The sequence below is a fragment of the Thermomonas sp. genome (genome assembly GCF_041905325.1).
In the GTDB taxonomy this organism is placed as follows: Bacteria; Pseudomonadota; Gammaproteobacteria; order Xanthomonadales; family Xanthomonadaceae; genus Thermomonas.
Genome location: NZ_JAYRLK010000001.1, coordinates 140,874 through 160,876 on the forward strand (window position 1 = coordinate 140,874; position 20,003 = coordinate 160,876).

Consider the following 20,003-nt stretch of genomic DNA (forward strand, 5'->3'; position numbering starts at 1 on the left):
GGCTCAGGCCGCGTCGGGGCCGTCGATGGACGCATCACCCGACCCGCCGGCATCCAGCAGGATCGCCGGGGTATCGCCGGCATACAACCTGCTCTGACGATAGCGTGCCTGCGCATAGCGCAACAATACGTTCACCACCGCCGCCACCGGCAACGCCAGCAGCATGCCGAGGAACCCGAACAGGGTGCCGCCGGCCATCACCGCGAAGATCACCGCCATCGGGTGCAGGCCGATGCGATCGCCCACCAGCATCGGCGTCAGCACGAAGCTTTCGATCACCTGCCCCACGCCGAACACCAGCCCCACCCCGGCCAGATGCTGCCAGTCGCCGAATTGCACCAGCGCGGCGATGCCGCCGAACAGCACGATCGACGCCGGCCCCAGGTACGGCACGAAGGTCAGCAGGCCGGCGATCAGCCCGATCAGGATGCCCAGATCCAGCCCCACCAGCCACAACCCCAGCGCGTAGAGGATGCCCAGGATCAGCATCACCAGCAGCTGCCCGCGCATGAAGCCGCCCAGTACCTCGTTGGACTCCAGCGCCAGCCGGCGCACGGTGTCGATGTGATCGCGCGGCACCAGCAGGCCGATGCGCCCCACGATCAGGTCCCAGTCGCGCAGGAAGAAGAACGTCAGCACCGGCAGCAAGGCGATGTTCGCCACCCAGCCCATCAGCGCGAAACCCGACCGCGACAGGTAACCCAGCACGTTGGCCGCCACCCCGCCGGCACTTTGCCAGTGCTCCTGCAACAGCTTGAACAGGCGATCGGGGTCCAGCCAGGTCAGGAGTTGCAGACCGGTGCGGTGCTCCACCCACGGCAACGCCGTGCCCACCAGCCAGTCACGGTAATGCGGCAGCGACTGGATCAGGGTCAGCACCTGGTCTTCCAGCACCGGCACCAGCAGGATGGAGACGATCACCAGCACCAGCACCATCGCCCCGAACACCAGGATCACGGCGGTATTGCGGCGGATCTTGCGCGCCTCCAGCCGATCCACCATCGGGTCGCCCAGCCAGCCCAGGATCGCCGCGAACACGAACGGGCTGAGGATCGGTGCCAACAACCAGATCGCCCACGCCACCCCAACGCCCAGGGCCACCCACTGCACGCGCCGGTAGAAGGTGGCGATGGTGGCCAAATCTTCTTCGCGATGCATCCTCAGCCCCCCGTCAGGCGGAATGTCGTCGGCTGGCCAGCGTCCGCACTCTCCGTCACTGCTTCCAGCACCCCGCCACGCCCCACGTACTTGCCGAAGCTGGCAATCCCGGAGGCCAGCTCCAGGCTCAGTTCCATGCCGTCCGGCGTGGCCGCCACCGGCATCATGCGACGGACGATGGGCAGGTCGTCCAGATACCCGGCCAGCCGCAGGTAATCGTCGCTCCCCTGAATGCCAAGGATGCGCACCCGGTACACGCCCGGCGTGCCCCCGCTGCCGGCCCTGGCATAGCGCTTGAACAAGGCGTCGGCGGTACCATCGGCGCCCGCGGCCATCGCCCGCCGCGCATCGGCATTGCTGGTCTGCCAGCTCGACAAGACCTTGCCGTTGTCGACGAAGGTCCAATCCGCCGTCCAGCCGCCGGGGCTGCGCCGCAACTTGCCGATCAACTGCATCGGCGGGCTGTAGCGCCCGGACAGGGCGGCAATGGCCGCCCTGTCGCCACGCCAGATCGCCCCGACCGCCGCCTGTTCCGCGGCATTGCCCGCCGGCAGCCCCAGCGCGAACCCGCGCGCCTTGGCCTGGCCCAGGATCGCGCCGGCCGCGTTCACCTGCGCCAATGCCACCAGTCGCGGCCCGCTGCCGTCATCGATCGCCAGCCACAGCACCGGCTTGGGGCGCGGTTGCGGCCAACTGGGCAGGCCCAGCATTGCCACCAGGTCATCCACTTCGGGTTGCTTGAAGCGCGCCACCAGCATGGTCTGGAAGCTGGGGGCCCCGGTGGCGGCCACACCCTCGTCCTGCCGGTAATCGAAGCCGTCCAGATAGTCCTTGGCCTTCGCCAGTTCCTCGCGCACCCCGCCGCGCTGGAGGACGTCGCGGTCGCCGGTGACGTTCACCAGCACCTGCGCCAGCGCACGCGCCAGCGCCTTGTCACGCTCGCCGTCGGTCTGGTTGCGCACCACGACCTCCGCCGCGTATGCACCCTGCGCCACCGCCCGGTCGCCTTCGGTGCGCTGCGCATGCGCCACGCCGGGGCCCAGCAGCCCACCCACCAGCAGCGCCAACGCCAACATCCACCGAGCCATCGCTTGCGGCATCGCTTGCATCATCGTTCCTCGCCGGAAACCCCGGCCCACACTGCGGAATGGTGCCGCAGGCAGGCCGGCACGTCCATGACCGGGGCCGCCGGCTGCTAAAATCGCGGGTTCCCGCGCCTTCAGCGAGCTTGCCGTGACCGCCCAATCCAACTCCTCCCCTGGCCTGACCTACCGCGACGCCGGCGTCGACATCGATGCCGGCAACGCGGTGGTCGAGCGCATCAAGCCGCTGGTCCGCCGCACGATGCGCCCGGAAGTGCTGGGCGGAGTGGGCCTGTTCGGCGGCCTGTTCGACCTCGCCGGCCGCTACCGGGAGCCGGTGCTGGTGTCCGGCACCGACGGCGTCGGCACCAAATTGATTCTGGCCAAGCAACTGAACCGCCACGACAGCATCGGCCAGGACTTGGTGGCGATGTGCGTGAACGACGTGCTGGTGCAGGGCGCCGAGCCGCTGTTCTTCCTCGACTACTTCGCCACCGGCAAGCTGGACGTCGACACCACGGTGAACGTGGTCGCCGGTATTGCCAGGGGCTGCGAGATCGCCGGTTGCGCGCTGATCGGCGGCGAGACGGCGGAAATGCCCGACATGTACCCGCCCGGCGAATACGACCTGGCCGGCTTCACCGTCGGCGCGGTGGAAAAGTCGAAGCTCATCGACTCCAGCAAACTGCGCGCGGGCGACGTGCTGATCGGCATCGCCTCCAGCGGCCCGCACTCCAATGGCTACTCGCTGGTGCGCAGGATCCTCGAGCGCGCCGGCGTCACCCCCGACAACGGCCGGCTCGACCTCGACCTCGGCGGCGTCACCCTGGCCGACGCGCTGATGGCACCCACCCGCATCTACGTCAAGCCGGTGCTGGAGCTGCTGGCCAAGCACGACATCCACGCCATGGCCCACGTCACCGGCGGCGCGCTGGTGGAAAAGATCATCCGGGTGGTGCCGCCGGGCCTCGGGCTGGAGATCGACACCGCCAGTTGGCCGCTGCCGGCGGTGTTCGACTGGCTGCAGCGCGAAGGCAACGTGGCGCGCGAGGAAATGTGGCGCACCTTCAACTGCGGCATCGGCTACGTGCTGATGGTGCCGCCCGCCGCCGTCGCCGCGATCGGCGCCGATCTCGACCGCATAGGCCTGCCGCACTGGCAGATCGGCCAGGTGGTGGCGGCCCCGGGCGAGGGCGAACGGCTGCACATCCGCTGATGCCGGCCCGCCTCGCCATCCTCGCCTCCGGGCGCGGCAGCAACCTGCAAGCCATCCTGGATGCCATCCATGCAGGCACGCTGGATGCGCAGGTCGTCGGCGTGTTTTCCGACCGGCCCGACGCGCACGCCCTGCAGCGCGTGCCCGAGGCCCTGCGCTGGACGCGCAGGCCGAAGACGTTCGCAGATCGCGCCGCCTTCGATGCCGCCCTGGCCGATGCCATCGCCGCCGTGGCCCCCGACTGGGTCGTCTGTGCCGGCTACATGCGCATCCTGGGTGCGGAAATCGTGCAGCGCTTCGCCGACCGGATCCTCAACATCCATCCCTCGCTGCTGCCCCGGCACAAGGGCCTGCACACCCACCAGCGCGCACTGGACGCGGGCGATGCCGAACACGGCGCCAGCGTCCACTTCGTCAATGCCGAACTGGACGGTGGCGCGGTGATCGCGCAAGCCACGGTGCCGGTGCTGCCGGGCGATGACGCCGACACCCTTGCCGCGCGCGTGCTTGCCGTCGAACACCCGCTGTTCCTGCACGTGCTGCAACTGGCGGCCGCCGGCCGCTTGCGGGCATGCGACGGCCTGCCGCTGATCGATGGTCAGCGCCTGTTTACGCCACTGTCGCTACAGTTCCCGGCATCCTGACAGCGTTGCCTGCCGCCCACCAAGGGGCCTTGTGATGAATCCACTGCGCGCCACCCTCCTGCTCGCCACCCTGTTGCTGGCCACCACGCCGGCATGGGCGGTCAAACCGTTCGTGGCCGACTACGACGCCAGCTGGAAAGGGGTGCAGGCCAACGCCCGCATCACCCTGAACAACACCAGCGGGGACCGCTGGAATTACGAACTGAGCATCAGCAACCCACTGGGCAGCTCGCGCCAGCTCACCGTGTTCGAGGAACGCGGCGGCATGTTCCGGCCGCTGTCGGGCAGCGATGTCACCCAACTGCTGTTCAAGAAGTCGCAACGCGATGCCGTCTACGACTGGGGCCGGCACGAAGCACGCTGGAGCGGCGACGTGAAGCCGGACCGGATGGGCCCGATCAGGCTGCAGGACGGCGACATGGACGGGATGCTGATCAACCTCGCCATCGTGCGCGACGTGGCCGCGGGCAAGCCGCTGTCCTACCGGCTGGTCGACAACGGCACGGCGCATCCGCAGACATACCAGAACATGGGCAAGGACACCGTCACCATCGACGGCCAGCCGCGCACGGCCACCAAGGTGGCGCGCAACAGCGACGACAAGCAGGTCATCGTGTGGATCGTCGATGGCCTGCCCACGCCCGCGCGCATCCTGCAACGCCGCGACGGCAGGGATGAAATCGACCTGACCCTGCGCACGGTGCGCTGAAGCAGGACGCCCTGCCGGTTACTTCGCCGGCAGGTACTGCTGCGGGTCCACCGGCTTGCCGTTGTAGCGAATCTCGAAGTGCAGCACGTCACGGGTGGCGCCGCTGCGCCCCATCTCGGCGATCTGCTGGCCGGCCTTGACCAGCGCCCCCTCGTTCACCAGTCGCGCGCGGTTGTGCCCATACGCGGACAGCCACTGGTCGCTGTGCTTGATGATGACCAGCTCGCCATAGCCCACCAGCCCGGAACCGGAATACACCACCACGCCGTCGGCGGCGGCACGCACCGGCTGCCCGGCCTTGCCGGCGACATCGATCCCCTGGCGGGTGGGGTCGCCCGCCGCGAACGTGCCCACCACGTTGCCGTCGGCCGGCCAGCGCCATGCCAGCGTGCTGGCCACGACGGTCGGCACCGCCGGCACGACCGCTGGCGACGGCGTGGCCAGCGGCCGGGCGGCCGCGCTTGTCGACGCGGGCGGAGAGGCCGGCAGTTCACGCCGATCCGACGGATACAAACGCAGCGACTGCCCCGGGTAAATGGTGTACGGCGGCGGGATGTTGTTCCACAGGGCCAGGTCCAGCGCGGTGATGCCATGCTCGGTGGCGATGCGATAGACCGTCTGCCCCCGGGCCACCACCACCGTGGTGCCGTATTTCGGCTGCGAGACCCGCACCGGCGGCAAGGACGATGCCGCCATCCGCGCAGGACGCGGCGAACGCACCACCCGGCTGTGCCCGCATGCGGCCAACGTGCAACCAGCCACCCCCATCAGCAACAACAAGCGCGTGGTCTTCATGACCGCAATCATGCCGCAGGCCCCTGCAACACGAACCAACCGACCAGGCCGGCCAGCAACACCAGCGCGCCCCAGCCGATATGTTCTATCCAGCGATGCAATGCCCGTTCGGCACGCTCGCCGCCCAACCGGATCGCCAACGCCAGCAGGTAGACGCGCTTGCCGCGACCAATCAGCATGGCCAGCAGGAACGCCGGCATCGGCACGCCGACAATGCCGCTGGCCCAGGTGAACACCTTCATCGGGATCGGCGCGAACCCGCCCAGCACCAGCAGCCAGAAGGCTTTCCACGGCGATTGCGCCACCACCTCGCGCAGGTGGGCCACTTGTGCGTCGATCTTGTCCAGCCAGCCCAGCGCCGCCAGCGCCGGCTTCACCAGCTCGTAGGCGTAATGCCCCAGCAGATAGCCCACCACCGCGCCCAGCAGCGAGAACAGCAGGCTGATGGTGGCGAAGCGGAACCCGCGCCGGGGCTGCGCCAGGCACATCGGCCCCAACATCACCTCCGGCATGACCGGGAACACGATGGCCTCCACGAAGCTCAGCCCGCCCAGCAGCGCCGGCGCGCGCGGATGCTTCGACCATGCCAATGCACGCTGGTAAATCGGCCCGAACAGCTTCATCAATCGGTCATCCCCGACAACAGCGGCACGAACACCACCGCGCCCAGGTCTTCCTGCGCGATGCCGCCCTCGGCATCCTTGCGCAGGCACAGCAGCGCCTGCCCGCCGGACGCGCCCACCGGCGCCACCAGCACGCCCCCCGGTGCCAGCTGGGCAAGCAATGCGTCCACCAGCGCCGGGCCGGCGGCGGTGACGATGATGGCGTCGAACGGTGCCTCTTCCGGCCAACCGATGCGGCCATCGTCGTGCTTGCTGCGCACATGCAGGCCAAGCGCGCGAAAGCGCTTGCGGGCGGTGCGCAGCAGGTCGCCGATACGCTCGACGGTGAACACTTCCAGCCCCAGCGCAGCCAGCACCGCAGCCTGGTAGCCGGAGCCGGTGCCGACCTCCAGCACCCGCTTCGGCCCGTCGCGCAGCAGCGCCTCGGTCATCTTCGCCACCACCAGCGGCTGCGAGATGGTCTGCCCGTGGCCGATCGGCAACGCGTTGTTCTCGTAGGCGCGCGACGCCAGCGCCTCGTCCACGAACTGGTGGCGCGGCACGGTGCGGATCGCATTGAGCACGCGCTCATCGGCGATGCCTTCCCGGCGCAGGTCCTCGATCAGCCGGTCGCGCACGCGCTGGCCGGTCAGGCCCATGCCGACGTCGGCCGGTTGCAGGCGCATCCGCGCGATCATGCCCGCGCCTCCAGCGATGCGGCCAGCCCGCCCACCCAGCCGGCCACCTGTTCCAGCGCCTGGTAGCGGGTCAGGTCGACGTGCAGCGGGGTGATGGCGATGTGGCCGCTGCGCACGGCGTGGAAATCGGTACCGGGCCCGGCGTCCTGCTCGACGCCGGCGGCACCGATCCACCACCACTGGCGTCCGCGCGGGTCTTCCTGCTGCGTGCACGGCTCCGCACGGTGGCGGTGGCCAAGACGGCTGGTCTCGACGCCGCGGATCTCGTCCCACGGCAAATCCGGCACGTTGACATTGAGGATGGTGCTGGCCGGCAGTGGATCGGACCGCAGCCGGGCGATGATCTCCACCGCCGCGCGCGCCGCGCTTTCGTAATGTCGGCCCTTGTGGCCATCCGTCACCAGCGACACCGCCACCGAGGGCAGGCCCAGGAAGCGGCCTTCCATCGCCGCGGCCACGGTGCCGGAGTAGATGACGTCGTCGCCGAGGTTGGCGACATTGTTGATGCCGGACACCACGATGTCGGGTTCCAGCCCCAGCGCCTCCAGCATGCCGGTCACCGCCACGTGCACGCAGTCGGTGGGGGTGCCGTAGACCTTCCAGGTGCGCGCGTCGAGCTGCACCACCCGGATCGGCGCATCCAGCGTCAGCGAATTGCTGGCGCCGCTGCGATCGCGGTCGGGTGCCACCATCACCACCTCGTGGCCGGCATCGCGCAGGCCGTTGGCCAATGCGTGGATGCCCGGGGCGTCCACGCCATCATCGTTGCTGACCAGGACCCGCATCACGGCATCGGAACATTGTGCATGCAGCCATGATACCGGATGCCGGCACGCCGTCGCGGTACCCTTTGCGCATGCGCAAGCCGCCTTCCACCCCACCCGACGACCACGACGATGCCCGCTTGTTCCGCACCGCCATCGGTGCCGACGAAGGCAAGGTGCGCGCGTTGCCGCAGGCCGCCCCACCGCCGGCCGTACCCAAGCCGAAACCCGCCGCGAAGATGGCCCGCCGCGACGAGGACGCCGCGCGCGAGGAGTTCCGCCACATGCTGGTGTCCGCGCTGGAAGCCGGCGATGCGCTGCGCTACCGACGCGAGGAAATTCCGCCACGGGTGTTGAAGAAACTGGCGCGCGGCGAGTACGCGGCGCAGGAGGAACTCGACCTGCACGGCCTGCCCGCGCAGGCGGCCGAAGCGCTGCTGCGCGAGTTCCTGCGTGATTGCCGCGCGCACGGCCTGGGTTGCGTGCGGATCGTGCATGGCAAGGGCCGCAACTCCGAAGAACGGCTGCCGGTACTGAAGAACCTGGTGGACCGCCTGCTGCGCCAGCGCGCCGACGTGCTGGCGTTCCATTCGCCACCGGCCGCACAGGGCGGCACCGGGGCGGTGCTGGTGCTGCTGGACAAGCGCTGAGCGATCCTGCGCGGCCCTCCCCGCCTGGGCGGGAGGCCGTCAGTCCGTCGGCGACATCGCGTCCACGACATCGCCCAACTCGCGCAGCACGGTCGTGGCATAGCAGCCGGGCGGCAGCGTGAAGTGCAGTTCCAGCGCGTCGTCGTCGCGCCAGTGCCACGCCAGCTCGGCGGGACGCAACCGCAATGCGCGGCGCTCCTGCTTCAGGCCGGCCTTCTCCAACCCCCTGCACAGGCGTCCCGCGGTATCGCCGGCCAGCGCGGCCAGCTCGGTCGCGCGCGCGGCATCGGTACTGCGCAGCTCGCCCTCGCCCCACAGCGGGCCGCTGGGATGAATGTCGAACGTGTCCAGCCGCGTCTGCAGTTCCGGAGTCATTGGCTCGGGGCCGAACACGCTGCGGCTGCCGTCCAGCATCCACACTTCGCCATCCAGCGGCGCGTCCCAGTTGCCCGCCTCGACCCGCGCGGACAGCACCCGATTGAACAGCTCCGACCGTGCCGCCGACAGCAGCAGCGTGCGCTCCTCGCGTTTCACGCGCCGGCCGGCGAACATCGCCACCGCCTGCTGCACGTTGTCGCCCTTGCGGCCGAAGCGCTGTTCGCCGAAATAATTGGGAACCCCGCGCGCAGCGATCGCGGCCAGCCGCGCCTCGATGTCGGCACGCGTGCCTTGCACATCGCGCAGCACCAGCACGAAGCGGTTGCCGGCCAGCGCGCCGCGCGGCAGCTTGCGCGCATGCCAGGCGTGGTCCAGCACGCGCAGTGCGTCGGTGTCCAGAGCGGCGAGATCAGGCGCAACCCGCTTCGGCAGCCAGACCGAAAACCGCTGGCGGGTGACGGCGTGGCGGTCCTTCAAGCCCGCATAGCCGATCGCCGATTCGTCCACGCCCGCCCACTGCGCAATGGTCTTCGCGGCGAAGGCGGTATTCATGCCGCGCTTCTCGACGCTCAGCAGCAGGTGTTCGCCGGCACCGCTGGCCTCGAAGCCCGGCAGTTCCTCGACGAAGAAGTCTTCCGCGCTGCTGCGGATGCGCGCGGCCAGCGCCGGCGCGCCGTGGGCGCGTGCGACCGCCATCACGCACGCACCAGCAGGCACGCCGCCTGCGCCGCGATGCCCTCGCCGCGCCCGGTGAGGCCGAGCTTCTCGCTGGTGGTCGCCTTGACGCTGACCGCATCGACGGCGATGCCGAGGTCGGCGGCAATCGCTTCGCGCATCGCCTGCGCATGCGGGCCGACCTTGGGTGCCTCGCAGATCACGGTGATGTCGCAATTGCCCACCCGCCAGCCGCGTGCGCGGATCAGTGCATCGCAATGGCGCACGAAGGCGCGGCTGTCGGCATCCTTCCAGCGCGCATCCGACGGCGGGAAATGCGTGCCGATATCGCCCAGCGCCAGTGCACCGAGGAGGGCGTCGCACAGCGCGTGCAGCGCCACGTCGCCGTCGGAATGCGCCAGCACGCCACGTGCATGCGGAATGCGCACGCCACCCAGCATCACGTGGTCGCCCTCACCGAAAGCGTGTACGTCGAGCCCCTGGCCGATGCGGATGTTCATGTGTGCCTCGTCAGCAGGAATTCGACCAGCGCCAGGTCCGCCGGCGTGGTCACTTTGATGTTGTCTTCGCGACCTTCGACCAGGCGTGGGTGCAGGCCCAGCCGCTCGACCGCCATCGCTTCGTCGGTGACGGCAACGCCTTCGGCCTGTGCTGCCTCCAGCGCGCGCCGCAGCAGCGCACGGCGGAATGCCTGCGGGGTCAACGCACGCCACAGGCGCTCGCGCGGCTCGGTGGCCTCGATGCGGTCATCGACGCCGGCACGCTTGAGGGTATCGCGCACCGGTGCGGCGAGGATGGCGCCGTCGGCGCAGGCCGTCGCGGCGTCGACCAGCTTGCCGATGTCGTTCGCGCGCAGGTGGGGCCGCGCCGCGTCGTGCACCAGCAACAGCGTGTCTTCGGCGACGCCCGCCGGCAGCGCACGCAGCGCGGCCAGCACCGAATCGGCGCGTTCAAGGCCGCCCATGCAGGCCATCACCGGCTTGCCGTGCAGCGACGTCCAACCCGGCCAGTACGGATCGTCTTGCGCCAGCGCCACCACCGCACCGGCGGTACCAGGGTGCGCCAGCAGCGCGTCCAGCGCGTGCGCGATCAGCGGCTTGTCGGCAGCGCACAGGTACTGCTTGGGCATGTCGCCACCGAAGCGACGACCGCTGCCGGCAGCGGGCATCAGCACCCATGCGCTCATGGCGTGACCGCAGGCTCCGCCGCCGGCGTCGCGTCGGCGGCAGGCGGTGGCGCCGGCGCAGGGATGGCCGTCGCGTGGTCGATCACCCGGTAAAACGTCTCATCGGGTTTCACCAGGCCCAGCTCGCTGCGCGCGCGTTCTTCCACCGCCGCGCCACCACTTTTCAGGTCGGCCACTTCCGCCGCAAGCGCGTCGTTGCGTGCTTGCAGCTTGGCGTTTTCCACTTCCTGCGCAGCGACCTGCGCGCGCAGGGCCACCACTTCGTGCTGCCCGCCGTTGCCGTACCACAGCTTGTATTGCAGCGCCGCCAGCAGCAACGCCAATGCCAGCAACAGCACGCCGAAACGCTTCATCGCGCGCCGGGGTCAGCGCTTGAGCGACACGAAGGCATCACGGCCGGCATAGCGCGCGGCGCTGCCCAACTGCTGTTCGATGCGCAGCAATTGGTTGTACTTGGCCACGCGGTCGCTGCGGCACAGCGAGCCGGTCTTGATCTGGGTGGCGGTGGTCGCCACCGCAATATCGGCGATGGTGGTGTCTTCGGTTTCACCGGAGCGGTGCGAGACGATCGCCGCGTACTTCGCCGCGTCGGCCATCGCGATGGCTTCCAAGGTTTCACTGAGGGTGCCGATCTGGTTGACCTTGATCAGGATCGCATTGGCCACGCCGCGCTCGATGCCGTCCTTGAAGATGCGCGGATTGGTGACGAACAGGTCGTCGCCGACCAGCTGCACCTTGCCGCCCAGACGATCGGTGAGTTGCTTCCAGCCGTCCCAATCGTCCTCGGCCATGCCGTCTTCGATCGTGATGATCGGATACTGCGCGCACCAGTTGGCGAGGAAATCGACGAACTGTTCCGACGACAGGCGCTTGCCTTCGCCGGTGAGGTTGTACTTGCCGTTCTCGTAGAATTCGGTGGACGCCACGTCCAGGCCCAGCAGCACGTCCTCGCCGGCCTTGTAGCCGGCCTTGCCGATGGCTTCGAGGATGGTCTCCAGCGCCTCTTCATTGCTGCGCAGGTCGGGGGCAAAGCCGCCCTCGTCGCCCACCGCGGTGGACAGGCCGCGCGCCTTCAGCACCGACTTCAGCGCGTGGAAGATCTCGGTGCCGCTGCGCAGCGCTTCGCTGAACGAGTCGAAGCCCACCGGCAGCACCATGAACTCCTGCAGGTCGACGTTGTTGTCGGCGTGCGCGCCGCCGTTGATGATGTTCATCATCGGCACCGGCAGCACCGGCGACACCCCGCTCAAGCCGGACAGGTATTGCCACAGCGCCAGCTTCTTCGACGCCGCCACCGCGTGGGCTGCGGCCAGCGACACGCCCAGCAGCGCGTTCGCGCCCAGCCGGCCCTTGTTCTCGGTGCCGTCGAGGTCGATCAGGCGCTTGTCCAGCCCGGTCTGGTCGGCCGCATCGACGCCGCGCAGGGTTTCGGCAATCGTGCCATTGACGTGGCCCACTGCCTTCAGCACGCCCTTGCCCAGGTAGCGGGTCTTGTCGCCATCGCGCAACTCCACCGCCTCCTTGCTGCCGGTGGAGGCACCGGAGGGCACGGCCGCGCGGCCAAGGCTGCCGTCGGACAGGCAGACTTCCGCTTCCAGCGTGGGGTTGCCGCGACTGTCGAGGATCTCGCGGGCGTGGACGTGGGTGATCGTGGTCATCGTGAAGTCGTCATGGGGAAATTAAAGGGAGTTTTCCAGAAAACCGCTGCGCTTTGTGACCCTGTCCAATTCCAGCAGCGTTTCCAGCAGGGCTTCCATCTTGCCCAGCGGCCAGGCATTGGGGCCGTCGGACAGCGCCTTGCTCGGGTCGGGATGGGTTTCCATGAAGATGCCGGCCACGCCGACTGCAATCGCGGCACGCGCCAGCACCGGCACGAACTCGCGCTGGCCGCCGCTGGAGCTGCCCTGCCCGCCCGGCAGCTGCACCGAATGGGTGGCGTCGAACACCACCGGGCACCCCGTTTCGCGCATCACGCTGAGCGAGCGCATGTCGGAGACAAGGTTGTTGTAACCGAAGCTGGCACCGCGCTCGCAGACCATGATCTGCTGGTTGCCGGTGGATTTCGCCTTCTCCACCACCGGCTTCATGTCCCAGGGCGACAGGAACTGGCCTTTCTTGATGTTCACCGGCTTGCCGGTGGCGCAGACCTTGGTGATGAAGTCGGTCTGCCGCACCAGGAAGGCCGGCGTCTGCAGCACGTCGACCACCGAGGCCACTTCGTCCATCGGCGTGTATTCGTGCACGTCGGTCAGCACCGGCACGCCGACCTGCCGCTTCACCTCGGCCAGCACCCGCAGCCCCTCTTCCATGCCGGGGCCACGGAAGCTGTTGATGGAGGTGCGGTTGGCCTTGTCGAAGCTGGACTTGAAGATGAAGTTGATCCCGAGCTTGCCGGTGATCTCCTTCAATTGCCCCGCCACTGCGACCTGCAATTGCTCGGACTCGACCACGCACGGGCCGGCGATCAGGAACAACGGTTGGTCCAGGCCGACTTCGAAGCCGCAAAGTTTCATGGGTGCGCTCACTTCTGCTGGGCCGCCTTGCGTTCGCGGGCGGCGCGGATGAAACCGATGAACAGCGGATGCCCGCTGCGCGGGGTGGACAGGAATTCCGGGTGCGCCTGGCAAGCCAGGAACCACGGATGCGCGGCCTGCGGCAGCTCGATCATTTCCACCAGCAGATCGTCCATCGACTTGGCGGAGATCACCAGCCCGGCCTCCTCCAGCTGCACGCGGTAGCGGTTGTTGAATTCGTAGCGGTGGCGGTGGCGCTCGCCCACCACGTCCTTGCCGTACAGCGCGTGCGCCAGCGTCCCCGGCTTGATGCGCTGCTCCTGCAACCCCAGGCGCATGCTGCCACCGAGGTCGGAGTCTTCGTCGCGGCGCTCGATGTCGCCGCTCTGGGTGCGCCACTCGGTGATCAGGCCGATCACCGGATGCACCGCACCCTTGTCGTTTTCGGTGCTGTTGGCACCAGCCAACCCGGCCAGGTGGCGGGCCACGTCCACCACCGCCGCCTGCATGCCGTAGCAGATGCCGAAATACGGCAGCCCGGTTTCGCGTGCGTACTGCGCGGTCAGCACCTTGCCTTCGAAGCCGCGATCGCCGAACCCGCCCGGCACCAGCACGCCATCGACGCCGGCCAATACCTTGGCCGCGCCGTCGCGCTCCACGTCCTCGGCTTCCAGCCACTTCAGGTTGACGCGGGTGCGCTGGCGGATGCCGCCATGCTTGAGCGCCTCGCCCACCGACTTGTAGGCATCCTTGTGGTCGACGTATTTGCCGACCACCGCGATCGTCACTTCGTCCTGCGGATTCTGTGCCGCATCCACCACCGCGTCCCATTCGGACAGGTCCACCGGGCCGGCGGCCAGGCGCAGCTGGTCCACCACGATCTGGTCCAGCGCCTGCGCGTGGAACCAGCGCGGGATCTTGTGGATGTTGTCCAGGTCGATGGCCGACACCACTGCCTTCTCCGGCACGTTGGTGAACAGCGCGATCTTGCGGCGCTCGCCGTCCGGCAGCGGCTGCTCGCTGCGGCAGATCAGCACGTCCGGCTGGATGCCGATACTGCGCAGTTCCTTCACCGAATGCTGGGTGGGCTTGGTCTTCAGCTCCCCGGCGGCGGCGATGTAGGGCACCAGGGTCAGGTGCATGAACATCGCCTTGTCGGCGCCGCGCTCGGTGCGCAACTGGCGAATGGCCTCCAGGAACGGCAGCGATTCGATGTCGCCGACGGTGCCGCCGATCTCGACGATGCCGACGTCGAAGCCGCGGGTCGCGGCGTCGATGCAGGACTTGATCTGGTCGGTCACATGCGGGATCACCTGCACGGTGCCGCCCAGGTAGTCGCCGCGGCGCTCCTTGCGAATCACCGCCTCGTAGATCTTGCCGGTGGTGATGGAGTTCAGCCCGGACAGGCGGGTGTTGACGAAGCGCTCGTAGTGGCCGAGGTCGAGGTCGGTTTCCGCCCCGTCGTCGGTGACATACACCTCACCGTGCTGGAACGGGCTCATCGTGCCCGGGTCCACGTTGAGGTAGGGATCGAGCTTCATCATCGTGACCTTCAGGCCACGGGCTTCGAGGATCGCCGCAAGCGAGGCGGCGGCAATGCCCTTGCCAAGCGAGGACACCACGCCCCCGGTCACGAACAGAAGGGGCGTTTGGGAATCAGGGGAAGTCATGTCGGCAGCGCGGCGCTGGAAACCCGCATTCTAGCGGCAAGCGCGGCAAAACCACAGACCCCCGCATCAAAACCCCTTGATTCACAAGGGGAAACGACTTTCCAGACGGCGCTGGATGACGCGCCGTCAATCGACTTGGCGCGCCTTGTACCACGCCGCCGCGCCGATCAGGCCCAGCAGGCCGTGCTCGAGCGTGTATACCGGCACCTCGCGCAGGGTATCGGACAGCACGCCCTTGTCGAGGAAGCGCTGCATGAAGCCGCCCTGGCACAGGTAATGCCGCAGATGCCCGGTCAAGCCACCGGCAAGGCAGACGGAACGCGCGCGGAAGGTGGTGGCCAGGTCACCGGCAAAACTGCCGAACCAGCGGCAGAACAAGGCCACGCACTCGGCAGCCAGCAGATCATGGCCGGCATCGGCGGCATCCACCAAATCCGATGGTGCATGCCAGCGTGGCTGCACGCCGCGCAATTCGCAGCAGGCCTGGTACAGGTTCACGAGGCCCGGCCCGGAAAATACCCGCTCGCTGGCCACATGACCGAAGCGCGCCTGCAACAGGCGCACCACGTCCAGCTCGAACGGCGTGTTGCCGGCCAGCGCCGCATGCCCGGCCTCGCTGGGCTGCACCCCGGCACGCCCGCCCTGATCGACCACCAGCGCCGCCCCCAACCCGGTGCCAGGCCCCAGCAGCAGCACCGGCAACGGCAAACCACTGCCATCACCCGCGCCCACCACCTGCAAATCGGCCAACTGGATCTGCGGCAAGGCCCAGGCCACGGCCTCGAAATCGTTGATCAGGTGCAGATGCTCGATGCCGGCTTCGCGGCGGGTCGCAGTCAGCGACACGCTCCACGGCAAGTTGCTGTTGAGCAGCACGTCCCCTTGCAGGACACCGGCGATCGCCACCACGCAGGTCGCCGGGAAAGCGGCGGCGGCGGCGGCCGCATCCTCGCGAAACCGGCGCAGGATGGCGGCCAGATCGGGGAATTCCGCACAGGCATAGCGGCGGTGGAACCCCACCGTGATCGCATCCCCCGCGACATCCACCATCCCGATCCGGGCGAAGGTACCGCCCACATCGGCGGCGATCAGCTGCATCACGGCCGCGCCCGCGTCGGCACGGCCCACACCATCCACCACAAGAACCCCCTCGCCCGACTTGCCGGTCACGCCGGCACGACCCTGTGCCCGCATTGTACGGGCATGCGTGCAAAACCGGGCGCGAAACGACACACTGGCGGGCTTGAGCCCCCGGAATACCTGCCGCTTCGCATGAACACCCGCTACAACGCCGCCGACATCGAAGTCCTCTCCGGCCTGGACCCGGTCAAGCGCCGGCCCGGCATGTACACCGACACCAGCCGCCCGAACCACCTGGCACAGGAGGTCATCGACAACGCGGTGGACGAGGCGCTGGCCGGGCACGCCAGGAGCATCGGCGTCACCCTGTTTGCGGACGGCAGCTGCGAAGTGGCCGACGACGGCCGCGGCATGCCGGTGGACATCCACCCGGAAGAGAAGATCCCCGGCGTCGAACTGATCCTCACCCGCCTGCACGCGGGCGGCAAGTTCAACAACAAGAACTACACCTTCAGTGGCGGCCTGCACGGCGTGGGCGTCAGCGTGGTCAATGCGCTGTCGAACAAGGTCGACGTGTTCATCAAGCGCGACGGCAGCGAATACCACATGGCCTTCGCCGACGGCGACCGCATCTCGGCGCTGTCGGTGGTCGGCAGCGTGGGCAGGAAGAACACCGGCACGCGGCTGCGCTTCTGGCCGGACCCGAAGTACTTCGACACGCCCAAGTTCAACCTGCGCGCGCTCAAGCACCTGCTGCGCGCCAAGGCGGTGCTCTGCCCCGGCCTGACCGTCAGCCTGTTCGACGAGGCCAGCGGCGAGCGCCTGCAGTGGCATTACGAGGACGGCCTGCGCGACTACCTGAAGGGCGAACTGGACGGCCGCGAACTGCTGCCGCCGGAGCTGTTCGTGGGTAGCCTGAAGAAGGACACCGAGGTGGTGGACTGGGCGGTGGCCTGGCTGCCGGAAGGCGAGCTGGTGCAGGAAAGCTACGTCAACCTGATTCCCACCGCCCAGCACGGCACCCACGTCAACGGCCTGCGCAGCGGCTTCACCGACGCGCTGCGCGAGTTCTGCGACTTCCGCAACCTGCTGCCGCGCGGCGTCAAGCTGGCGCCGGAAGACGTGTGGGACCGGGTCGCCTTCGTGCTGTCGCTGAAGATGACCGACCCGCAGTTTTCCGGCCAGACCAAGGAACGCCTGTCCTCGCGGCAGGCGGCGGGTTTCGTCGAGGGCGCCGCGCACGACGCCTTCAGCCTGTGGCTCAACGCCAATACCGAGCTCGGCGAGAAGATCGCGCAGCTGGCGATCGAGCGCGCCTCGGCGCGCCTGAAAACCGAAAAGCAGATCGTCCGCAAGAAGGTCACGCAAGGCCCGGCCCTGCCCGGCAAGCTGGCCGACTGCATTTCGCAGGACCTCTCGCGCACCGAACTCTTCCTGGTCGAAGGCGACTCCGCCGGCGGCAGCGCCAGGCAAGCGCGCGACAAGGATTTCCAGGCCATCCTGCCACTGCGCGGCAAAATCTTGAACACTTGGGAAGTGGCTTCCGGGCAGGTGCTGGGTTCGCAGGAAGTGCACGACCTCGCCGTCGCCATCGGCTGCGACCCCGGCAAGGACGAGATCGACGGTCTGCGCTACGGCAAGATCGTGATCCTGGCCGACGCCGACAGTGACGGCCTGCATATCGCCACCCTGCTGTCAGCGCTGTTCCTGCGGCATTTCCCCACGCTGGTCGCCGCCGGCCACGTGTTCGTGGCGATGCCGCCGCTGTTCCGCGTGGACGTGGGCAAGCAGGTGTTCTACGCGCTGGACGAGGAAGAAAAGCGCCTGTTGCTGGAGAAGATCCAGCGCGAGAAGCTCAAGGGCCAGGTCCACGTCACCCGCTTCAAGGGCCTGGGCGAAATGAACCCGCAGCAGCTGCGCGAATCCACCATGCACGTGGACACCCGCCGGCTGGTGCAGCTCACCGTCGACGACGACACCGCCACCCGCTCGCTGATGAACATGCTGCTGGCGAAGAAGCGCGCCTCCGACCGCAAGAGCTGGCTGGAGCAGAAGGGCGACCTGGCGACGCTGGAGGTGTGAGGCCACATCCTTGCCGGTGCCGTATTGCCCCCAAAGCCTTGCACCCCTCACAATCCACACAAAATAAAATGGACTTGAAGGCACCCATCTAATGAAAACTGCCGCTTTTGGATTGACTTCTTTTTTTGCCCTTGCCGTTTCAAGCACAGTCGCGGCACAGACACCGGCCTACATGGATTTCGCAAAACACGCGACAATCACTGAAGTGACGATGGCCCCGGATGGCAAACACATTGCTTTGGCAGCACCTTCAGCAGACGGCATGGAAACGCAGCTGCAAATCGTCCCTCTGGACGGCAGCAAGGAAGTTCAAGCATTGCGCTTCGGCCGCCAACAGCACGTTACCGATCTCATCTGGAGCGCAAACGACCAAATCGTGGTTTCTCGCGCAAAACGTGACCCACTGAAAACCCGTCCAGACAGCTATGGCGAGCTCATGAGCTCGGATGTTCACGGCAAGACCCAGAACACCCTATTCGCCTTCGTCCGTGACTCCGGCCCCATCACCGGCCGCCGCAAGGACAAGGGCTTCGCCTCCGTCGCGATGGTGCTGGACAACGAACCTGGCAAGGTGCTGGTCGAATTTACCGCATGGCCAGACAGCGTGGACGACGAGGACCGCAGCACGACGATCTACAAGGTGGATACCCGCACCGGAAACCGAGAGCAGGTTGAATACAGCAAGGATCCCGCCACCTTCCAGTTCGATCATGATGGGCACGCCCGTCTGAAGATTACCTACGACAACGAAGACAATCCCATCTTGATGTATCGCCCCACGATTGGGGCGAACTGGCAAGCCGTGCCGAAAGCCCTGGCCGGCCGCACGATGAGCCTGCTCTATGTCGAGGCCGACAACAACACGGCCTACGCCAGCATCAGTGATGCCGACGAGCCGGTACAGCTTTACAAAGTCGATCTCGCCGCAGGCACCCGCACCAAACTCGCCGGGAAAGCTGATGAAGACATCTCGCGCGTAATGTTCGCCGGCCACGACGGTCCGCCTTTTGCCGTCCTCTATGACGAAGGCAAGCCCTCCGTCCAGTATCTGGACCCCGCCTCGAAGTGGGCCGGTATCCACGCCGGCCTGCTCAAGGCTTTCCCCGGGCAAATGGTGACCTTCATCAATTGGAGCAATGACGACAGCAAGCTTCTGTTTTCCGTCTGGGGGGATCGCAATCCCACTGCCTGGTATCTTCTGGACACTTCGAACGGCAACAAGATCCAATTGATTGATCGCTCGATGCCCTGGATCAAGCCAGAATCACTTGCACGCACGCTTCCGATCAGCTTCAAGACCCGCGACGGGCTGACCCTGCATGGTCTCCTCACGGTCCCGGCAGGCACGGCCACACATCCACTGGTTGTGATGCCCCACGGCGGTCCACATGGGATCTACGACTCCTGGGGATACAACCCTGACGCACAGTTCCTGGCAAGCCGTGGCTACTCGGTGCTCCAAATCAACTATCGCGGCTCTGGTGGTCGCGGCAGGCATTTCATGGAAATCGGATACCGTGAATGGGGCGGAAAAATGCAGGACGACCTCGCCGATGGGGTGCAGTGGACCATCGACAACAAGCTTGCAGATCCTGCCCGCATTTGCACGTATGGTGCCAGTTACGGCGGCTACGCCGCACTGATGCAAACAATCCGCTATCCCGACTTGTACAAATGCGCAATTGGTTATGTCGGCGTTTACGACCTGCACGTGATGAAAAAAGAGGGCGACGTCAAAGACACCGCATCGGGACGTCGCTACCTGGATCGAGTATTGGGTTCCGATGACGCACAATTAAGGGCGTGGTCTCCGGCGCAGAACACGAACCGGATCAAGGTCCCCGTCTTCATCGCACAAGGCATGGTTGATCGCCGCGTCCCCATGGAGCAGTTCAATGCGCTGAAGGACTCGTTCAAGTCGAGCGGAACCCCACTGGAGACGATGCTTGGCCCGGGAGAGGGCCACGGTTTCTACAAGCCAGAAAACCGTGCTGAACTGTACCGACGCATGGATGAGTTCCTTGGAAAATACATCGGCCCTGGCCAAAGGTGATTGCAGAAGCCTGCAATCACGCCTGAAAGGGGCATGACCCGACTCCAA

20 protein-coding genes are annotated in these 20,003 nt (G+C 67.3%); 6 read left to right on the forward strand and 14 right to left on the reverse strand.

The genetic code is table 11. The annotated features are described in order from the left end of the window. Positions 1-3: 3 nt before the first annotated feature. Entirely contained in the window at positions 4-1,158 is a 1,155-nt protein-coding gene (locus tag ACE3OK_RS00590) for an AI-2E family transporter (RefSeq protein ID WP_374247569.1), read from the reverse strand. A gap of 2 nt (positions 1,159-1,160) precedes the next feature. Beyond that, complete coding sequence (locus tag ACE3OK_RS00595) at positions 1,161-2,258, reverse strand: DUF2066 domain-containing protein (RefSeq protein WP_374247570.1); 1,098 nt, start codon at positions 2,256-2,258, stop codon at positions 1,161-1,163. Positions 2,259-2,391: 133 nt separating this feature from the next. On the opposite strand from ACE3OK_RS00595, the gene purM reads away from it, so the two are divergent. The 3 genes from purM to ACE3OK_RS00610 are packed head-to-tail and all read left to right on the forward strand — an operon-like array spanning position 2,392 to position 4,809. Then, complete coding sequence (purM, locus tag ACE3OK_RS00600) at positions 2,392-3,456, forward strand: phosphoribosylformylglycinamidine cyclo-ligase (protein ID WP_374247571.1); 1,065 nt, start codon at positions 2,392-2,394, stop codon at positions 3,454-3,456. Continuing rightward, positions 3,456-4,100, forward strand: a complete 645-nt coding sequence (gene purN, locus ACE3OK_RS00605) for a phosphoribosylglycinamide formyltransferase (protein ID WP_374247572.1) — start codon at positions 3,456-3,458, stop codon at positions 4,098-4,100. The genes purM and purN overlap by 1 nt, the downstream gene beginning before the upstream one ends. A 34-nt stretch (positions 4,101-4,134) precedes the next feature. Continuing rightward, a complete protein-coding gene (locus tag ACE3OK_RS00610; RefSeq protein WP_374247573.1) occupies positions 4,135-4,809 on the forward strand; it encodes a DUF3108 domain-containing protein in 675 nt (224 codons plus the stop codon). Between the two features lie 18 nt (positions 4,810-4,827). On the opposite strand, the gene ACE3OK_RS00615 is transcribed toward ACE3OK_RS00610, so the two are convergent. Genes ACE3OK_RS00615 through surE form a run of 4 tightly spaced genes read right to left on the reverse strand, consistent with a single transcriptional unit; the run spans position 4,828 to position 7,689 of the window. Then, positions 4,828-5,604: a peptidoglycan DD-metalloendopeptidase family protein gene (locus ACE3OK_RS00615; RefSeq protein ID WP_374247574.1), complete on the reverse strand. Its 777-nt coding sequence runs from the start codon at positions 5,602-5,604 to the stop codon at positions 4,828-4,830. A gap of 8 nt (positions 5,605-5,612) precedes the next feature. Beyond that, positions 5,613-6,227 (reverse strand): YqaA family protein, encoded by a 615-nt coding sequence (locus tag ACE3OK_RS00620; RefSeq protein WP_374247575.1) that lies wholly within the window; start codon positions 6,225-6,227, stop codon positions 5,613-5,615. Then, complete coding sequence (locus ACE3OK_RS00625; protein WP_374247576.1) at positions 6,227-6,904, reverse strand: protein-L-isoaspartate(D-aspartate) O-methyltransferase; 678 nt, start codon at positions 6,902-6,904, stop codon at positions 6,227-6,229. The genes ACE3OK_RS00620 and ACE3OK_RS00625 overlap by 1 nt, the downstream gene beginning before the upstream one ends. Beyond that, entirely contained in the window at positions 6,901-7,689 is a 789-nt protein-coding gene (gene surE, locus ACE3OK_RS00630; RefSeq protein ID WP_374247577.1) for a 5'/3'-nucleotidase SurE, read from the reverse strand. The genes ACE3OK_RS00625 and surE overlap by 4 nt, the downstream gene beginning before the upstream one ends. A 71-nt stretch (positions 7,690-7,760) precedes the next feature. On the opposite strand from surE, the gene ACE3OK_RS00635 reads away from it, so the two are divergent. Further along, entirely contained in the window at positions 7,761-8,318 is a 558-nt protein-coding gene (locus ACE3OK_RS00635; protein WP_374247578.1) for a Smr/MutS family protein, read from the forward strand. A gap of 39 nt (positions 8,319-8,357) precedes the next feature. On the opposite strand, the gene truD is transcribed toward ACE3OK_RS00635, so the two are convergent. From truD to ACE3OK_RS00675, 8 genes are all read right to left on the reverse strand, one after another. Continuing rightward, the gene (gene truD / locus ACE3OK_RS00640) at positions 8,358-9,392 is read right to left on the reverse strand and encodes a tRNA pseudouridine(13) synthase TruD (protein ID WP_374247579.1); all 1,035 of its coding nucleotides are present in this window, start codon (positions 9,390-9,392) and stop codon (positions 8,358-8,360) included. Further along, positions 9,392-9,871: a 2-C-methyl-D-erythritol 2,4-cyclodiphosphate synthase gene (gene ispF / locus ACE3OK_RS00645; RefSeq protein WP_374247581.1), complete on the reverse strand. Its 480-nt coding sequence runs from the start codon at positions 9,869-9,871 to the stop codon at positions 9,392-9,394. The genes truD and ispF overlap by 1 nt, the downstream gene beginning before the upstream one ends. Beyond that, positions 9,868-10,557, reverse strand: coding sequence for a 2-C-methyl-D-erythritol 4-phosphate cytidylyltransferase (gene ispD / locus ACE3OK_RS00650; protein WP_374247582.1), 690 nt, complete (start codon positions 10,555-10,557; stop codon positions 9,868-9,870). The genes ispF and ispD overlap by 4 nt, the downstream gene beginning before the upstream one ends. After that, entirely contained in the window at positions 10,554-10,910 is a 357-nt protein-coding gene (gene ftsB, locus ACE3OK_RS00655; RefSeq protein WP_374247583.1) for a cell division protein FtsB, read from the reverse strand. Before ftsB ends, ispD begins: the two co-directional genes overlap by 4 nt. 12 nt (positions 10,911-10,922) lie before the next feature. Next, the gene (gene eno / locus ACE3OK_RS00660) at positions 10,923-12,215 is read right to left on the reverse strand and encodes a phosphopyruvate hydratase (RefSeq protein WP_374247584.1); all 1,293 of its coding nucleotides are present in this window, start codon (positions 12,213-12,215) and stop codon (positions 10,923-10,925) included. Between the two features lie 21 nt (positions 12,216-12,236). Next, positions 12,237-13,070 carry a 3-deoxy-8-phosphooctulonate synthase gene (kdsA, locus tag ACE3OK_RS00665; protein WP_374247585.1) on the reverse strand — a complete coding sequence of 278 codons (834 nt, stop codon included), beginning with the start codon at positions 13,068-13,070 and terminating at the stop codon, positions 12,237-12,239. An 8-nt stretch (positions 13,071-13,078) separates the two neighbouring features. Further along, positions 13,079-14,740 carry a CTP synthase gene (locus tag ACE3OK_RS00670; protein WP_374247586.1) on the reverse strand — a complete coding sequence of 554 codons (1,662 nt, stop codon included), beginning with the start codon at positions 14,738-14,740 and terminating at the stop codon, positions 13,079-13,081. A 126-nt stretch (positions 14,741-14,866) separates the two neighbouring features. Then, on the reverse strand, positions 14,867-15,910 hold the full coding sequence (locus ACE3OK_RS00675; RefSeq protein WP_374247587.1) for a glucokinase: 1,044 nt from the start codon (positions 15,908-15,910) through the stop codon (positions 14,867-14,869). Positions 15,911-16,012: 102 nt separating this feature from the next. On the opposite strand from ACE3OK_RS00675, the gene parE reads away from it, so the two are divergent. Together parE and ACE3OK_RS00685 are read left to right on the forward strand one after the other, a co-directional pair. After that, positions 16,013-17,902: a DNA topoisomerase IV subunit B gene (gene parE, locus ACE3OK_RS00680; protein ID WP_374247588.1), complete on the forward strand. Its 1,890-nt coding sequence runs from the start codon at positions 16,013-16,015 to the stop codon at positions 17,900-17,902. Positions 17,903-17,993: 91 nt separating this feature from the next. Further along, positions 17,994-19,955, forward strand: coding sequence for an alpha/beta hydrolase family protein (locus ACE3OK_RS00685; protein ID WP_374247589.1), 1,962 nt, complete (start codon positions 17,994-17,996; stop codon positions 19,953-19,955). The last annotated feature ends 48 nt before the right edge of the window (positions 19,956-20,003 follow it).

What these genes read in the sequence shown, in the direction of transcription:
- ACE3OK_RS00610 (WP_374247573.1), top strand. Translation starts at nt 4,135, where the DNA reads ATGAATCCACTGCGCGCCACCCTCCTGCTCGCCACCCTGTTGCTGGCC.
- ACE3OK_RS00670 (WP_374247586.1), bottom strand. Translation starts at nt 14,740, where the DNA reads ATGACTTCCCCTGATTCCCAAACGCCCCTTCTGTTCGTGACCGGGGGC.
- ispD (WP_374247582.1), bottom strand. Translation starts at nt 10,557, where the DNA reads ATGAGCGCATGGGTGCTGATGCCCGCTGCCGGCAGCGGTCGTCGCTTC.
- purN (WP_374247572.1), top strand. Translation starts at nt 3,456, where the DNA reads ATGCCGGCCCGCCTCGCCATCCTCGCCTCCGGGCGCGGCAGCAACCTG.
- ACE3OK_RS00625 (WP_374247576.1), bottom strand. Translation starts at nt 6,904, where the DNA reads ATGATCGCGCGGATGCGCCTGCAACCGGCCGACGTCGGCATGGGCCTG.
- ACE3OK_RS00620 (WP_374247575.1), bottom strand. Translation starts at nt 6,227, where the DNA reads ATGAAGCTGTTCGGGCCGATTTACCAGCGTGCATTGGCATGGTCGAAG.
- ACE3OK_RS00635 (WP_374247578.1), top strand. Translation starts at nt 7,761, where the DNA reads ATGCGCAAGCCGCCTTCCACCCCACCCGACGACCACGACGATGCCCGC.
- ispF (WP_374247581.1), bottom strand. Translation starts at nt 9,871, where the DNA reads ATGAACATCCGCATCGGCCAGGGGCTCGACGTACACGCTTTCGGTGAG.
- ACE3OK_RS00595 (WP_374247570.1), bottom strand. Translation starts at nt 2,258, where the DNA reads ATGCCGCAAGCGATGGCTCGGTGGATGTTGGCGTTGGCGCTGCTGGTG.
- parE (WP_374247588.1), top strand. Translation starts at nt 16,013, where the DNA reads ATGAACACCCGCTACAACGCCGCCGACATCGAAGTCCTCTCCGGCCTG.
- ACE3OK_RS00615 (WP_374247574.1), bottom strand. Translation starts at nt 5,604, where the DNA reads ATGAAGACCACGCGCTTGTTGTTGCTGATGGGGGTGGCTGGTTGCACG.
- truD (WP_374247579.1), bottom strand. Translation starts at nt 9,392, where the DNA reads ATGGCGGTCGCACGCGCCCACGGCGCGCCGGCGCTGGCCGCGCGCATC.
- eno (WP_374247584.1), bottom strand. Translation starts at nt 12,215, where the DNA reads ATGACCACGATCACCCACGTCCACGCCCGCGAGATCCTCGACAGTCGC.
- kdsA (WP_374247585.1), bottom strand. Translation starts at nt 13,070, where the DNA reads ATGAAACTTTGCGGCTTCGAAGTCGGCCTGGACCAACCGTTGTTCCTG.
- ACE3OK_RS00685 (WP_374247589.1), top strand. Translation starts at nt 17,994, where the DNA reads ATGAAAACTGCCGCTTTTGGATTGACTTCTTTTTTTGCCCTTGCCGTT.
- ACE3OK_RS00590 (WP_374247569.1), bottom strand. Translation starts at nt 1,158, where the DNA reads ATGCATCGCGAAGAAGATTTGGCCACCATCGCCACCTTCTACCGGCGC.
- ftsB (WP_374247583.1), bottom strand. Translation starts at nt 10,910, where the DNA reads ATGAAGCGTTTCGGCGTGCTGTTGCTGGCATTGGCGTTGCTGCTGGCG.
- surE (WP_374247577.1), bottom strand. Translation starts at nt 7,689, where the DNA reads ATGCGGGTCCTGGTCAGCAACGATGATGGCGTGGACGCCCCGGGCATC.